The organism is Rufibacter sp. JT3400010 (genome assembly GCF_054956755.1).
This window is the reverse complement of record NZ_JBUDXA010000034.1, coordinates 11,338-28,004: the sequence shown is the minus strand read 5'-3', so window position 1 is coordinate 28,004 and position 16,667 is coordinate 11,338. Positions and strand designations below refer to the sequence as shown.

Below are 16,667 nucleotides of genomic sequence, written 5' to 3'. Positions count from 1 at the left end.
AATTCTTTGAATAATAGTGGAGTTTTTTAAATCTAAATGTCAGCAAAAGTAATTAGCGTAATCACGCGCGATATCTAATAGAAATCATTGAAGTAATAAGAGAATGGCTGTTTCAAAAGGTGTTACAAAGGCAATAAACCGATTAAGAAACACAAATAGAGAATATTTGCCTTTAGAAGCTATTGAACAAGGATTAAATTATCTATTACCTAAAGCTGATTTTCCCATAATTACTATATCTAGAGGAGTGCCAATTCTTAGGACAAGATGTGAAATTCAAACAACTGAAATTAATTATGAACATCAAATCTCTTATATAAAAGAACCAGAAAAAGTAAAAATTGGAAGAGCAAACCTACCTACCAAACCTATTTTCTATGGAGCTGTGCCTATCTTTTATTTATCAGATAAGAAGGAGATTCAAAATTTGAATATTGAGAATATAACTCTAGCCAGAAATGCTACGATAAAAGAAAGCTCTAAAATAATTGGAAAGGAGGAGGTAGGAAAAGAAATTGCAACAACTGGCTTATGGGTTTTCAATAAACCATTGACAGTACCGCTTATATGTGGGAAACATGAATTTCAACAAACAAACTTCATACTAGGAAAATGGTTTGAAGATTACAAAAGTAGGATCTTATCTGATCCTAACTTTGAGGATATTTTAGAAATTCAGACATTTATTGCGGATGAATTCTCACGTGAAGACAATTCCTCTTATCTAATCTCAGCCTCTATAGCTCAATTTATTTATGATTCAAGACCAGAAGGCGAAAGTATAAACAATCAAGGTCTTTTATATCCAAGCGTAAAAGAGGAAGGAACCATATTAAACCTTGCTTTAGTTCCTAGGTCTGTTTCTATTTTAGAATTAAAAGAAGTCATTACTGAAGATGTTTATGTAAGAGGTACAGAAATTGAAGTTACTAAAAAACTTTACTGTGAAAGCCCCGCTCCTGCTGGTAAGTTTAATTGGGAATCATATATAAACCCATAGAACTGCATAAGAAAACCACATCAGTTCATTAATCCCCCTTTTCCGCCTACTTTCCCAAAAACAGCCCTAAAACGCTTCTGCAATATTTTCTCACATTTCTTCACATGCCATTAAACCTTCTTACCTTACAGGTATCTAAGACACGTGAATAACACATTCCCTAAACCCTTATAACAAGCAAGCCTACACCTTTATGAAGAAATTCTTATTGACGCTGGGGCTGGTTTCCTCCTTTGCCGGAGTTGCCATGTCCCAGACGCGCCCTACCCAACCCGCCGATTCTACGCGCCGGGTGGCTGGTGCCGCTGGTATGGCCGGAAACGCCGCCAGAAACACCAAACCCAAGCCGTATGCCGAGGTAATCACCGACAAAGCCCAATCCAAAGCTGGTTTTTTCAAAGTCCACAAAGTAGAAGACAAGTACTTCTTTGAGTTAGCAGACTCAGTACTGGGTCGTGAATTACTGGTGGTAAACCGTATCTCCAAAGCCGGTGCCGAAGTGCGTGCCGCCTCTGGCTACGCCGGGGACCAGATTGGCCAAGCAGTGATCATGTTTGAAAAAGGTCCGGATGACCGTATTTTCATGCGGAAGATCTCTTACGCCACTTACAGCCCAGATAGCACCAAGTCTATGTTCCAGAGTGTGCAGCGCTCTAACGTGCAGGCCATTGTAGCCGCCTTCAACGTGGCCGCCTACAGTCCCGGCAACAAAGGCAGCGTGATTGATGTCACGGACTATATCAAAGGCGAAAACGAGATTTTCTCGTTCAGCTCAGCGGGTGCCAAGTCCCGTATCCGGTTAGGTAACTTCATTCCAGACCGCAGCTACATCCAGAACGTGCGCAGCTTCCCGCAAAACGTGGAAGTAACTACGGTGAAAACCTACGTACTCACGCCTCCTACCACCGGCTTCGGCGCAGCTCCCGCTGGGGGCGCAGGCGGTGCTTCTACCCTAAACGGTTCCTCTACTATTGAAGTGAACACGTCTATGGTGGTGCTGCCTAAAAAACCCATGCAGCCGCGTTATTTTGACCCGCGCGTTGGTTTCTTCACGGTTGGTTACACAGACTTTGATGCCAATCCGCAGGGTGTAAAGGAAATCCAGATGATAAAACGCTGGAGACTGGAGCCTAAGGAGAAAGACATGGCCAAATACAAGCGCGGCGAATTGGTAGAGCCTAAAGAGCCCATCGTGTTCTACATTGACCCGGCTACGCCGAAGAAATGGGTACCGTACCTGATTGCGGGTGTGAACGACTGGCAGAAAGCGTTTGAGAAAGCCGGTTTCAAAAACGCCATCATAGGGAAAGAAGCCCCTTCTGCCAAAGAGAATCCGAACTGGAGCCTGGATGATGCCCGTCACAGCGCCATCGTGTACAAACCATCTGAGATTTCCAACGCCAGTGGTCCCAGCATCTCTGACCCACGCAGCGGCGAGATCATGGAAAGCCACATCAACTGGTACCACAACGTAATGAAACTGGTGCATGACTGGTACTTCATCCAGACAGCCGCCATTGACCCACGCGCCCGCAAAATGGAGTTCTCAGATGAACTCATGGGTGACCTGATCCGCTTTGTGTCTTCGCACGAAGTTGGCCACACGCTGGGCTTGCGCCATAACTACGGCTCTAGCTCCACGGTGCCGGTAGAAAACCTTCGTAACAAAAAATGGGTGGAAGCCAACGGTCACACGCCGTCTATCATGGACTACGCCCGTTTCAACTACGTAGCGCAGCCAGAAGACAATATCACATCCAAAGGCATATACCCAAGAATTGGCGATTATGACCTGTGGGCCATTGAGTGGGGTTATAAGCTGTTGCCGAACGCCAAAAATGCCCAGGCTGAGATTCCTGTCCTGAACAAAATGACGGTGGAGGCACTGAAGAACCGCCGCAACTGGTTCGGAACGGAAACCAACCCAGATGACCCGCACTCCCAGAACGAAGACCTTGGCGACAATGCCATGAAATCAAGTGAGTACGGCATCAAAAACCTGCAGCGAATTCTGGCCAAACTCCCTGAGTGGACCAAAGAAGAAAACGAAGGCTATGACAACCTGGAGACGATGTATGGTCAGTTGACTACTCAGTTCAACCGGTACATGGGCCACGTAGCCAAGAACATAGGTGGTGTTTATGAAAACCCGAAAACGGTAGAGCAGGAAGGTTCTGTGTATGAGCGCACGCCAGCCGCCACGCAAAAAGAGGCCATGACTTTCCTGGACAAGCAATTGTTCACCACGCCCACCTGGTTATTGGCGCCAAACGTGCTCAACAACACAGGTACCAACCCGATGGTGGTGGTTTCCCGTAGCCAGCAGGCCGTGTTGAACCGCTTGGTAAGCAACGCCACGTTGACCAAACTGATTGCCGCCGAAGCCATGGACGGTGCCAAAGCCTACAAGGTAACAGACTTCTTCCAAGACATGAATGGTTCCATCTTCAAGGAGGTGAAAAACAAACAAGCCATTGATGTGTACCGCCGTAACCTGCAGAAGATGTACGTGCAAGAGTTGATTGACATAGTGAAGCCTGCTCCGGCTCAAACCGGTGCCCAAACTGCCCAGCAAGGTGGCAGAGGTGGCAACACCGCCCCTACCCTGGATGCCAGACAGAGCGATGTTGTTTCAGTAGCTAAAGCCGAACTGCGCAATATCAACAACCTGATCAAAGCATCGGCGGCAGGCCAATCAGACTCCCTCAGCAACTACCACTTGCTGGATCTCTCTGACCGTATCACCGAAGCCCTGGACCCAAGAAGCTAATCTTCCTGAGTTCTTATAAAACGCAAAAAAGCGGCTCCTTTACCGGGGCCGCTTTTTTGCGTTTTATAAACAAATAAAAGCGTGTGAATACAGCTTATTTTAACAAAATCAGTATAAAAACTTGCCTACTTATAACCATATCAAAAACTTGCTGAATGTTACCTATACCCACTTTACACAAGAAAGTTTTATACCAAGTCACCCAAACCAACTATTTTCACCAGTACAATAACAAAATAATTATAAGATTTATAAATAAATACAAGTTACTAAATACAGAATTGCTTCCTTTTAATTTTCTATAAAGAGAGGGACATTCGAAGTATCCAATGGAAAGGATGTGAATGTATGAAAAAGTTGGTGGCAATTTTCTTAACCGGGATGCTCTATTTGAGCTGTATTACGTACGTGGCTGATGAAAACAACTCCCCAGGGTTGTCGTTCTATTCTCCCCAGTTCCATTCCATGGCCCGTCAGGACTCCACCTTGGTGCCGCCGTCTTTGAGCTTTTCGGTGCCAGACCCAGAATAGCCGTTCACAATTTAATTACTTCTCCTGTAAGCAGATAAAAATATCTGGCCCAGTCTTTGAAATCTTCCATCATCTTACACGTTTTCTAGATGATGAAGAGACTGAAGAAACTTTTACTCCTGCTTCCTCTTGGACTCCTCCTGGCAAGCACAGCATCGGCCCAAAAAGAAGCTATCACCTGGTATTTCGGGCATAATGCGGGCTTGTCCTTTGCAGACCCATCTAAGCCTGAGCCCCTCAAAGACGGCAACATGTTCAGTGAAGAAGGCTGCGCCGTGCTCTCAGACGCGCTGGGCAACCTTTTGTTCTACACCAACGGCATGCAGGTCTGGAATAGGAACAAGCAGGTTATGGCTAACGGCGATTCCCTCAAAGGCCACGAATCTTCTACCCAATCCGCGGTCATTTTGCCCAAACCTGGTGCCGCGCACCTGTACTACCTTTTCACTACCGATTTCCAGGGCCAGAACCACGGCTTGCAGTACCACCTCATCGATTTAAGCCGGAACGGCGGCCTAGGCGAAGTAATCTCTAAAAACAACCTCATTTTCGCCCCTACCACGGAGAAACTGACCGCCATCAAGCACCGCAACGGTCGCGACTATTGGCTCATCACCCACCGCTGGAACAGCTCGGCGTTCTACGCCTATCTTATCACATCAGAAGGCATCACCTTTAAACCAGTAGAGAGTCATTTAGGCAGCATTCATGCCGGTGACAACGGTGCCACCATAGGCTACATGAAAGCCTCGCCTACCGGCGATAAACTAGCCGTAGCCACCTGGGCGGCCGTGAACAAGATAGAAGTCTTTGGGTTCAACAATGAAAACGGGAAATTGTCGCTGGCGGTAGACCTAGGTAAATTTGACGAAGCGTACGGCGTAGAATTCTCGCCAGATGGTACTAAACTGTACGGCGGCAAAAACGGCATTGCCGGGGGCGAGGCGCGTATCTTCCAGTTCGATCTGGCGGCGGGTACGAATGACGCCATTATCCACTCCGGCAAACAAGTGGCCAAAAGCGTCAGTCGCAAGATTGGTGCTCTGCAACTGGGCCCCGACGGTCGCATTTACGTGGCCCGCAACAACAGCAATTGGCTTGGTGTTATCCGCAACCCCAACGCTCTGGGTCCAGACTGTGACTACAAAGACGCCGGTATTAACCTGGGCACCCAGAAAAGCGCCCTCGGGCTTCCCAACTTCCCCGGCTTCTATTTCCAGAACTTATCTCCCGCTACTAGTGCGGCTTTGCCAAGTAAGTAACAGCTTTGGCTTTTATTAACTGTTACTAGGTCTTAAGGAAGCTATTCCTCTATGGCGCGGAAGTTACTTCCGTGACTTACGATTAACTTAGAATGAAAGTCACGGAAGTAACTTCCGCGCCATAGAGGAATAGTACAAACCATTTTGAGGCTCTCGCCTCACTAAAATTTCAAACTTCAGGTCATTTTGAGTCCAAGTTGAAAATTTGATCCATGGGAAGCCATGAAAAATGGAATGATTCTCCGGCAGAAGGCAGCACGAATTCCTATTTTTCGCGTACTTTTCTGAAAACAGCCCCAAAAACGAGTGCCGAAACGATTTACCCCAGAAGAGTACGCTGCCGGAGTATTATCCGGGAACCGGGTGCTTTTGAGCCGTGCCATCACCCTTGTAGAAAGTACCCTACCTTCAGACCAGGTTCTGGCCCATGCGGTCATGGAACAGGTGTTGCCGCACGCGGGGAAGTCAGTAAGGGTGGGGATTACGGGGGTGCCGGGCGTGGGCAAGAGCACGTTTATTGAGGCTTTCGGGAATTACCTTCTGGAACAACACGGCAAAAAACTGGCGGTGCTGGCCATTGACCCCACCAGCCAACGCACCGGCGGCAGCATTCTAGGCGATAAAACCCGCATGGAAACCTTGGCCGCTAATCCTAACGCGTACATCAGGCCTTCGCCGGCAGGCAAAACCTTAGGTGGAGTGGCCCGCAGTACCCGCGAAAGCATGCTGTTATGCGAAGCCGCCGGTTTTGACGTGATTTTTGTTGAGACCGTGGGCGTAGGCCAATCGGAGACGGCGGTGCACGAAATGGTAGACTTTTTCCTGCTCCTGATGCTGGCCGGTGCCGGCGATGAATTACAGGGCATTAAGAAAGGCATCATGGAAATGGCCGATGCCATTGCCATCACCAAAGCCGATGGCGCGAACCTCCATCCTGCCACCAGCGCCCAAGCCGAGTACCAGGGCGCTTTGCACCTCTTCCCGCTGGGAGCTTCACAATGGAGCCCCAAAGTGTCTGTCTGCTCCGCGAATGAGAAAACCGGCCTGGCTCCTATCTGGGACTCTGTTATGGAATACGTGGCTTTAACCCAGCAAAACGGCTACTTCTACAAGCGCAGACAGGAACAGAACCTGCATTGGCTTCGGCACAGCATCCGGCACCAACTAGAGGAACGTTTCTACCAGCATCCGGCAGTGAAAGCGCAATGGGAAACCATCTCGGGGCAAGTTACGCAGGGGCACAAATCACCGTTTGCGGCGGCGGCGGAATTGTTCGGGCTGCTGTAAGCGAGGTTGATTTCAGCCTGCTTTTCTGAAATTAGTTCAGAAAACGCTTCGCAGAAAAGCGTCCCACTAGCACAGATGCCGTTCACAGCCCGTAGCCGTTAACAGGAAGCATTTAGCTCTTTCATCTTTAGCCAGTAAAAGCAAACAGAGGTGAAAAAAGGAGGAGGCTCTAGACCTGTTCTCCTTTTTCACCTCTGATTTAGAAAATCAGCCTTAAAACGCTGAACTAGCTTATAGAGGGGAATTTCAGTTTAGTATAAGGCCAGCTTCGCCTTACAGGTTTTCTGCAACCACCGCCTGTTCTTTGGTCTGCTTTTCCTGAGCTTCGTCTTCCTTCCAGAAGGAAGAGTCAAACTCATTTTCTGGTTCTTCTGGAGTAGGATTTAACCGAACTAAGAACGTTTCACGCACTCTGGTAGACTTGTTAAAATAAGGGATCCAGATAATTGCGGTAACAAAAGCGCGGATAATAGCGGTGTAGCCAGCGGTAGCATCTGCCCCAAGCGCCTCTACCGCCAAGGTGTCTACAATTACTCCCGCCAATGCAACGCCGTAAAAAATAGTGATTAGCCTTGGCAGACTGCTTCGTTTCTTCAGGAAGAGTACTACTATCAATACGGAGTAGCCGAAAAATAAAATGTTATATACCAGGCTGAACACCATTACCCAAATGGCCAACGGGTTGTAGAAGGCAGATTCTGTGTTAGAAAATTTCTCCAACAGAGCCAGGTTTATGAATTCGCCCGTGGCGATATCATAAAGCAACCGGAACGGCGTTACCAAAAGTCCGAAAGCCACTAAGCCCAACCAGCCGCCTATCTCGCGGGGATTGGTGCGGGCGACCTCCGCGGGAACCGGGTCATACTGGTAAAGTCGGTAAGCACCATAGCCGGCTACCCCCAAGCAGAGGATTATCAACGCCAAAGACAGCCAGTCGGCCCCGTATCCGGTTTCCTGACCTTCGACCGGCGACGAGTTGGTCAGCTCAAATCCCATTTCATCTTTAATCTTCTTAATGGCGGTGAAATACGATTTGACTTCGGCTACCGGAACATGGTCTTTGAGGGTTTTAAAGGTGTAATGCAAGACAATCACCTTGTTTTTGGCATCAAAGGTGGTGGTTTGCTTGTAGTAGAACGACGCACTTTTCACCTCTGTTTCCGAATCTTTGACGCTCCAGTGGGTGGGCACATTTACCTTGATGGTGTGGTCGTAGTCATAGGGGTACTCCAGAGCCAGCGGACTGGTTCTGATTCTGGTACTTGGTAGCTCTAATTTGGAGTACAGCGTCAGCGGATAAATACTGGCGGTCCAGAAGTTCTCATTCTTACCAGTTCCCTCCTGCCAGAAATCAGCAATCTTGTAATTTTCATACGTGGTAAACCGGTTGGCCGTGGCCTGATCATTCACGAGCAGTTCCTGCTCTGTGGTAATGCCCGGGAAAGCACTGGCGTAGAAGTTAAGGTAGCCTTTCTCTATTTCCTGATGGCTGGTTGACGCGTACTGTGACCGTACATAATCTGCTTCATAGCCTGTATAATTGGTTTCAACATTAAAAAACACTTCGTCTTTCAGCCCACCCAAGGTGTATTCCTCTACAGATTTGATGGCGGCATTGGTAGAAGTTGGAATATCTGTAAAGCCCTTGGTGCACGGTTTTATCACCAACCCGGTTTCATACCGGGGGAAGTAGATTTTATCATAGGCTCCTTCCTGGTGCGAAATGGTGGCATCATACCAGAGGCTTTTCATGAGTAAGTCTACCTTTACTACGCAATGGTCAAATGAATAAGGACTGGGCAGTTCGTTTTTCACCTGCTTGCGCAAGTTGGTGTTCACCAATACTGGATAGGCTTTTATATTCATCTGACCCAGCATGTAGCACAGAAGCCAGGCTTTGTCTTTGCAGTCTCCGTAGCGTTGCTCAAATACTTTGGCGGGGTCATTAGGTTGGTAGCCGTAAATACCACCTTCGTTCCCCAGGTACCTCACCTCGTTTTGCACAAACTTTACGGCGGCCGCCAAACGTACTTCATCAGAGCCATCTGCCCTTTTAATCGCCTCAATTTTCTCCTTCAGCTTTTCGCTTTTCCCTACCGGTTTATTATACAGCGTCAAGGCCCATTCATTTACCTGTCCCCAGGAAGTAAATTCAGAAAGCCAGGCATAGGCATAAGGTACGTACCAAGAAGGCGTGTTGTCTTCATAGGCATGGGCCGGTACCTGGTCTGCTTTCCAGGTGTATTCCAACAGATTGCCCATCTGTTTCACTTGTATGGGCTGTTTGGTGTTGTACACTTTGTGCTGCAACGGCCGGTTGGCTGGTACCAGCACCCGTACCAGAAGTTGGTCCAAAGCCTCGGGGGAATTGAACCGGAAGAACTCTGCGTATTTGGGTTGTACGGGATTGAACCCCGTAACTGAGAAGGAATAATCAATTACATCTCCTACCCGCACATCGGCCAAGGTGATGATGGCGGTGCGGTTGTTATTGTAGATAAAGCGTTCGCGCTCGGTTTCCTCTTGCAACACTTTGAACTCTGAGGGGTTCAGCCGGTTCAGGGGTTTGCCGTCCCGGTAAATCATAACCCGGTGAAAAACCAACTTCTGGTAATCTGGGTCATAGCTCACCGAAATTTCTGAGCCATATTGTACGCCTGCCTTGGTAGTGATCTTACGGGTATAGTGGCTGAAACTGGTCTCTTCGCCCACATGCACCTGGTCATCCTTAAGAATGATCAGGTAGCCATTAGAGCCTTCATTACGAGATGTGGTTGCCTTGTCCCTAAACTGCGTTTTCACAATCCAGCCGGGTTCTGGACCAGTAGCTACCGTTTTATTTGCTGCTATTAATTGAAAGGAAAAAAGAATGCACAAGAGTACACCACACAGCCAACGCTTCATGAGAGGTTTAGTAAAAGTATAGAATAAAGAATAGTTAGATTTAAGGGGAAGATACTATTCAGTAAAAATACAATTTATTAGAAACTTTCTAACTCAAATAGATAAAGCTTGAATTATTATTTTACAGCATTCTTGCAAGAAGTCTTATTCTGATTGCTTAGGCAAGCAAACACATGTCTACCAACAAACTACCCATTTGCACTTAATTCCCTTAAAAGACTACTTTTAGCCTATTTTCAATAAAACTGCACTAAAAGCTGTCTAAACACACCCTTATTTCCCTTGAAAAAGAGAAAAAAATTGTATCATAAAACAAGCACCAGACTTTTGGCAAACTCCTTTCAACTTCTGGGGTGAAATTCCTGCATGACCTGTTTCAGGTAGTCCCGGTCCAGGTGGGTGTAGATTTCAGTGGTGGTGATGGATTCATGGCCTAGCATTTCCTGTACCGCGCGCAGGTCGGCGCCACCTTCAATGAGGTGGGTGGCGAAGGAATGCCGGAACGTGTGCGGACTGATGCTTTTCTCCAGACCGGCTTTGGCCGCCAGGTCTTTAATAATGGTAAAAATCATGACGCGGCTTAAACTGGTGCCCCGGCGGTTCAGGAACACAAAATCTTCGTGGCCTTTCTTGATGGTCTGGTGGCGGCGTACGCCATCCAGGTACAGCCTGATGTATTTGAGGGCATCGCGGCCAATGGGCACCAACCGTTCTCTGTTTCCTTTTCCCGTAATACGCAGGAAACCCAAATCCTCATACAGGTTGCTTATTTTCAGTTCTATCAATTCACTCACCCGCAGGCCAGAACTATAAAGAGTTTCCAGCATGGCTTTGTTGCGGGTGCCTTCGGGGGTGCTCACGTCAATAACATCAAACAGGGCCACAATTTCGTCGTAACTCAACACATCTGGGAGTTTGCGCTGTAGTTTGGGCGCTTCAATGGTCTCGGTGGGGTCAGCGTTCAGCATGTCTTCCATGATCAGGAACTTGTAGAACGCCCTGATCCCCGAGAGGGTGCGCGCCTGCGAATGGGAAGTCATACCCAACGTGTTGATCCATTCCAGAAAGCCCTGCAAATGAGTGGGCTCAACCTCCAACGGGCTTACTTTTTGATGCGTGATCTCAAAATACTGCACTAGTTTACGGATGTCGCGCAGATAGGCTTCAACGGAGTGGGAGGACAAAGATTTCTCCAGTTGGAGGTATCCCTGAAATTGGGTAAGAAGGGCAGACCAGTTCATGGGGGAGGGAGGTAAAAACGAAATATAGCCAATTCTGTGCGTGAATTGCAAATGCCAAGGAGAGATATAGCGGCTCAAAGGTAGTTATTCCGTACATTTGGTCCTGATCTTACGCGCATTTTTTACGCGCTTTGCAAACCCCTACCGCTATGAAAATACTCATTCTCAATGGCCCCAACCTTAACCTGTTAGGCCGCCGCGAAAAATCTATCTATGGCTCCCGCTCCTTTGAAGATTACCTGGAGAAAGACCTGATTCCTTCTTTCCCGGACATAGAGATTGAGTATTTCCAGTCTAACATAGAAGGCGCGCTCATAGACAAACTGCACGAGGTGGGCTTCCATTACCAAGGCATCCTCTTCAACGCCGGGGCTTACACCCATTCTAGTTTGGCGCTGGCAGATGCTATTGCCGCCATAGAGACGCCCGTGATTGAGATTCATATTTCCAACGTCTATGCGCGGGAAGCCACCCGGCACGTAACTTACATTGGCGGGCGGTGCGTGGGCACCATAGGCGGGTTCGGGTTGGAAAGCTATCGGCTTGCTTTGCAGTACTTTGAGCGGCAGAAGCCGAATAAGGTAGGATTTACCTACACCAAAGCGTAACCAGCGTACGTTTTTTGCGTGTAGGTCAAGTCATCAGGGTACCTGATTTAAGCCGGTTTTCTTTAAAACAAGCCTAAATCAGGTCTTCTCTGCTGCCTTGCCGCTGTCTTCTCAGTTTACCAAACGCTACGTTCCACCACCCCAATCCTTGCCGCCCATGCTTAATTTCTATCCGGGTCCGTCCAAAGTTTATCCTGAAGTACGCGAATACCTGACCATGGCCTATGACGAAGGAATGCTCAGTATTCCGCACCGCGGCGAACGCTTTGTGCAGATGATGCGGGACCTGTTAGGCCAACTGCGGAGCAAACTGAACATTCCGCAGGATTACTACATTTTCTTCACCTCCTCGGCTACTGAGTGCTGGGAGATTCTGGCCCAAAGCCTGACCCCGCACAAAAGCTTGCACCTATACAACGGCGCGTTCGGGGAGAAATGGTACCAGTACGCCAAGCGGCTGCGGCCAGACAGCTATGGACAAGCGTTTGGGCTGAATGACGTGCTGGACGTGCCCAACATTCCGGTAGAAGACGACACCGACCTAATTTGCGTAACCCAGACCGAAACGTCAAACGGCACACACGTGAGCATGAACACGCTCCTGAAACTTCAGAATCAGTTCAAAGACCCGCTGCTGGCCATTGACGCCACCTCCAGCATGGCCGGCGCCAACCTGAAATACATACGCGCCGATATCTGGTTTGCCTCGGTGCAGAAATGCTTCGGGTTACCGGCGGGCATGGCCTTGCTGGTTTGCTCCCCGCGCACCATTCAGCGGGCCAAGGGCCTCAATGACCGCCGGCACTACAACAGCCTGGTGTTTCAGCACGAAAAAATGCTCAATTACCAGACCGCCTACACACCCAACGTGCTCAACCTGTTCCTGCTCAAGAAAGTGATGGAGCAACGGCCACTCATCAAAACCATTGACCAGCAACTGGTGCAACGGGCGCAGGAACTCTACTCGTTCTTTGAGGAATTAAGCGAGATGCAGCTCCTGGTAGAAAACCCCGAGGTACGTTCCCTCACCGTTCTTGCCGTCAAAGGCACTGACCGCTGGGTACAGGAAGCCAAGCGAATAGCCGCCGCGGAAGGCATTGCCCTGGGCAACGGGTACGGCGCCTGGGCGAAGAACACCTTTAGAATTGCCAACTTCCCGGCTATCGCCGATGCGGAATATGAGGTATTGCGCAATTTCATTTCCAGTCATTATCACTAATTTCGCGGAAACTAATGCCCAAGTCGCGCCCTCACCACCATGCCTCATTTCAACCTTAAAGAGATTGTTTCTGTCAGCCTTATCCTTTTCGCCATCATTGACATTGTAGGCTCTATCCCTATCATCATTCAGTTACGCCAGCGCGAAGGAATTATCCAGTCTGAGAAGGCAACGCTGGTAGCCGGGGCTCTCATGATTGTGTTCCTGTTCCTAGGCGACGGTATTCTGCGGCTTTTCGGGATTGATTTTGCTTCTTTCGCCCTGGCGGGCGCTATTATCATTTTCCTGATGGGCATGGAGATGGTGCTGGGCATTCACTTGTTCCAATCCAACCCCGAAGTAAAAACCGGCTCAATTGTCCCCCTCGCCTTCCCTCTGATTGTGGGAGCCGGTACCATGACCACCCTGCTTTCCCTTCGGGCCGCCTACGCCTTACCCAACGTACTGGTGGGCATCTTGCTCAATCTAGTATTCGTGTACATCGTCCTGAAAAGCTCCACCTGGCTGGAGCAAAAACTGGGGCAGAACGGCACAGAGGTACTCCGCAAGGTCTTCGGCGTCATTCTACTGGCTATTTCTATCAAGCTGTTTAAAACGCACGTGAGTATTTAATTCTGTTTTAGGCCTCATTTTAGAGAAAGCAGGCTCTAAACGCAAAAACCTGAGAAGTCTCCAAGACCTCACAGGCTATAAAAGTACTGGAGTACTGGCGCGAGTCTTCAGACTCGTGCCATAGGATGAAGCGAGTCTCCAGACTCGCCGGAAACCACCAGTAGCTTTGCGTAACACCAATTTGCTTGCCTCCCGCTAAAGCATCAGGAAAGCCCAATGCCTTAAGCTACAGCTTCCCTACGTACTGCGCCGTTTCAAGCGAGATTTTCAGAAAGCAGAAGTAAAACGGAATCTATCAAATTAAAAAAGGGCCAGAACCCCAGCGTGTGGCTGGATTCTGGCCCTTTTCTGATAGTAGTGTCTGTTATCTGGCTAACACCAAACGTTTGAACTCTACTTTACCGTTGTAGCTGATACGGCAGATGTACACCCCATTGGCTTGGCCTGAGGCGTCAAACTCATACTGATACGTACCGGCACTTACCTGACCTTTGTGTAAGCTTTTCACCAGGGTGCCAGCCGGAGACAAGATGTCCACCACCAACTCACCACTTTCTGGCGCAGAGAACTCAATCGCAGTTTTAGCTATGAATGGGTTAGGATAAGCACTCAACTGTGCTCCTCCGGTAGAAGACAAACCTTCTACCGTTGTCTTTCTGAGCGTAGCAACAGCTTGGTACACCATGAACTCCTGGATTACCTCAGTGGCAGGTGCAAACTCTCCGTTTCCGTATTGGGTTGCTTTGATTCTCACTTTACCAGTTCCAAATAAAGTAACCATGTTCCCAGACACCGTGGCTGGTCCGCCCAACACAGCAAACTCAACTGGCAGGCCAGAAGTAGCAGTTGCCATTACCATAAAAGGAGAATCGCCTAGATTCTTGTCTGAGATAGTAGCAAAGCTGATTGTTTGGCTGATTTTGCTTACGTTGAACGTCTGCGTGGTAGATGCAGCTTCATAAAAGGAATTACCGGCCTGCATGGCCATAACGGTAACTTTACCAACCCCATCAATGTAGAGCATGTTGTTCTCAATATGAGCCACCCCGTTCACAACTCTGAAGGTCACTGGTAAGCCGGAGGTAGACGTAGCCATCAGCGGAATGGGTCCTACGCCGTAGGTTACATCTGAAAGCGGAGCAAAGGAAATAGTTTGAGCTACACCTTCTACTACAAATTCCTGAATCACTTCCATGGCTGGTCTGAACTCAGGGTTACCCCACTGTGCAGCTTTGACTCTGATTTTTCCACGGCCGTAGATGGTTAGAAGATCTCCGTTTACTGTTGCCGGGCCTTCCAACACGGTAAATTCAATTGGTAAATTAGAAGTACTATATGCCTCTAACTTAATCAACAGCGTATCTGTGATCTTACGGTCTGGAATATCAATGAACGTAATAGACTGGTTTGCTTTGGTAGCGGCGGCGGCAATGGCAGCGTCTGCCTGTACGAAACCATAGCCTGTCATAAAGTCAAAACCCGTGGAGAAACCTGGAAGGTAAGGATTATCCATGTCAATAGCGGTAGACTTCAGTTTGTCTAAGATGGCACCCGGCGACATTTCGCCTCTTTGCTTTTCTTGCATCAAGGCCGCTACGGCCGCTACGTGCGGGGCCGCCGCAGACGTTCCGAAGAAGTTAGGCAAGGTATCTGCATCTACAGGTGTGTCTGAACCAAAGAAAGTATTGTTTCCTCCGTCTGGTCCCACTACGTCTGGTTTCAGGCGTATCCGCTGGGAAGTATAAGAAGATTCCTGCCCGCTTGTAGAAATAAACACCGGTGTTCCGCCCAGGGAAGAGAAACTATTGATTACCGGTCTTGACACGTTAGCATTGTATTGGGGCGTGTTGAACCAGGCAGCAGCACCCACGGCAATAGCTGACTGCGCATTAGCGTGGCCATACACGGTAGAAGCGTTGGTTACATGTTCCAACGGAACACCTGTACCAAAATCAACCCACTTAATGAGTTGTGGGTCTGGGCCGCTATATTTTACGATTGCCAACTCTACCGTAACGGGCGTGGCTCCATTGTTGGTTAACCCAATGTATTCATAAGGGTCACGGCCTTCGTTAGCTTGAGCAGAGGTCGAAATTAACACATTGTTGTAGTACACCAACAGGTCTAAATCGGTTTTAGCACCTGCTCCGCCACTAGCCGAATAGAAGTCATCTGACCACTGAAACATAAGTTGGATAGTGCCCCTAGCCGGAATTCTAATGGATTGTCTTACATCTCCATTGCTAAAATTGTGGGCCTCACCCCAACCCGGGATTGTTACTCCAGAGTTCCGAAAGGGAGCCTGATAAGATTGTCTGGCGTTGTTAGCGGCCGCACTGAAATAGGAAACATTCTTCTTCACTACTTCATCTACCGCCTGGGCAATGATGCCGTCCTGGAACATGGGTTCAGCCAGGTAAATCACGTCATCAACCACAATGTTACAGCCGGCATCAGCTAATTTCATAATACCGTTGGCAAAGTTGGCCTGTCCTCCGGCAGAGGTATGAAAGGCGATTTTAGCGCCCGGGGCTACGTCATGCACAATTTCGGCCATGGCACGACCTTCATCTGTACCGGTAGCTGCATCGGCCAATACCTGTACATCAGAAGGCAAGTCGCCGGAAGCTACTCCCGCCGCAGCGCCGCCGGGAATTACGCCATAGGAATCAGAAATTACCCCAATCTTGGACCCCAAACCCGTTACGCCAAACTGCTGACGCGCTCTATCTGCTCTAAGCGCACCATCACCTTCTGAGGTCACCAATCCCTTTTGAGGAGTGTACGCCGCTGCCGCGTGGTTTAGGCTACTGATGCCTTCCAGTTTCTCAATTTTGTCTACCGGGAAAAAGCCAGACACTACTCTTTTGTAAGAGGAGCCGTTTTTCAGGCCCAATTTCCGGAGCTGTTCCAGCAACGCTTTGCCATCAGCTTCTTTAGAGAAAGCATCAATGGCCACGTAGCCATCCATTGTTTGCACTGGCTGAAGCACCTGCAGAGGAGAAACTTCCCTTTTAGCACTTCTGGCTGAAGCTGAACTAGTAGTTAAGGAACGTAAGGCCTGGTCTGCCTTAAAGTTGCTTTTGTTTAAGTTCTGGCCTTGGGCCAGGTTCGCGTTGAACAGTAAGAATCCGGCGCAGACCAAGAGCCTGCTGACACTCTGTAAATTTTTCTTCATGAAAGCTTGGTATTAGTTTCTCAATAAATTTTAGCAATTCCTTTCTAATCTAGTA

11 protein-coding genes are annotated in these 16,667 nt (G+C 48.6%); 8 read left to right on the top strand and 3 right to left on the bottom strand.

Annotation, left to right across the window (positions count from 1 at the left end):
• The first annotated feature begins 103 nt into the window (after window positions 1-103).
• From ACY0JR_RS20590 to meaB, 5 genes are all read left to right on the top strand, one after another.
• A complete protein-coding gene (locus ACY0JR_RS20590) occupies window positions 104-1,000 on the top strand; it encodes a hypothetical protein (protein ID WP_462636054.1) in 897 nt (298 codons plus the stop codon).
• Between the two features lie 193 nt (window positions 1,001-1,193).
• Window positions 1,194-3,770, top strand: a complete 2,577-nt coding sequence (locus tag ACY0JR_RS20585; RefSeq protein ID WP_462636053.1) for a zinc-dependent metalloprotease — start codon at window positions 1,194-1,196, stop codon at window positions 3,768-3,770.
• A 348-nt stretch (window positions 3,771-4,118) separates the two neighbouring features.
• The gene (locus tag ACY0JR_RS20580; protein ID WP_462636052.1) at window positions 4,119-4,301 is read left to right on the top strand and encodes a hypothetical protein; all 183 of its coding nucleotides are present in this window, start codon (window positions 4,119-4,121) and stop codon (window positions 4,299-4,301) included.
• An 89-nt stretch (window positions 4,302-4,390) separates the two neighbouring features.
• Entirely contained in the window at window positions 4,391-5,563 is a 1,173-nt protein-coding gene (locus ACY0JR_RS20575) for a YncE family protein (RefSeq protein ID WP_462636051.1), read from the top strand.
• 306 nt (window positions 5,564-5,869) lie between these two features.
• Window positions 5,870-6,850: a methylmalonyl Co-A mutase-associated GTPase MeaB gene (gene meaB, locus ACY0JR_RS20570; RefSeq protein WP_462636050.1), complete on the top strand. Its 981-nt coding sequence runs from the start codon at window positions 5,870-5,872 to the stop codon at window positions 6,848-6,850.
• Window positions 6,851-7,123: 273 nt separating this feature from the next.
• Here the strand turns inward: meaB and ACY0JR_RS20565 are convergent, their stop codons facing one another.
• Entirely contained in the window at window positions 7,124-9,652 is a 2,529-nt protein-coding gene (locus ACY0JR_RS20565; RefSeq protein ID WP_462636049.1) for a DUF3857 domain-containing protein, read from the bottom strand.
• A gap of 443 nt (window positions 9,653-10,095) precedes the next feature.
• Window positions 10,096-10,995, bottom strand: a complete 900-nt coding sequence (xerD, locus tag ACY0JR_RS20560) for a site-specific tyrosine recombinase XerD (RefSeq protein ID WP_462636048.1) — start codon at window positions 10,993-10,995, stop codon at window positions 10,096-10,098.
• A gap of 149 nt (window positions 10,996-11,144) precedes the next feature.
• Between xerD and ACY0JR_RS20555 the strand changes: the two genes are divergently transcribed.
• The 3 genes from ACY0JR_RS20555 to ACY0JR_RS20545 all read left to right on the top strand — a co-directional run bounded on the left by ACY0JR_RS20555 (window position 11,145) and on the right by ACY0JR_RS20545 (window position 13,434).
• Window positions 11,145-11,603 carry a type II 3-dehydroquinate dehydratase gene (locus ACY0JR_RS20555; RefSeq protein ID WP_462636047.1) on the top strand — a complete coding sequence of 153 codons (459 nt, stop codon included), beginning with the start codon at window positions 11,145-11,147 and terminating at the stop codon, window positions 11,601-11,603.
• A gap of 157 nt (window positions 11,604-11,760) precedes the next feature.
• On the top strand, window positions 11,761-12,822 hold the full coding sequence (locus ACY0JR_RS20550) for an aminotransferase class V-fold PLP-dependent enzyme (RefSeq protein WP_462636046.1): 1,062 nt from the start codon (window positions 11,761-11,763) through the stop codon (window positions 12,820-12,822).
• Window positions 12,823-12,861: 39 nt separating this feature from the next.
• Window positions 12,862-13,434 (top strand): MarC family protein, encoded by a 573-nt coding sequence (locus ACY0JR_RS20545; RefSeq protein ID WP_462636045.1) that lies wholly within the window; start codon window positions 12,862-12,864, stop codon window positions 13,432-13,434.
• Window positions 13,435-13,798: 364 nt separating this feature from the next.
• On the opposite strand, the gene ACY0JR_RS20540 is transcribed toward ACY0JR_RS20545, so the two are convergent.
• Window positions 13,799-16,612 carry a S8 family serine peptidase gene (locus ACY0JR_RS20540; RefSeq protein WP_462636044.1) on the bottom strand — a complete coding sequence of 938 codons (2,814 nt, stop codon included), beginning with the start codon at window positions 16,610-16,612 and terminating at the stop codon, window positions 13,799-13,801.
• Between the last annotated feature and the right edge of the window lie 55 nt (window positions 16,613-16,667).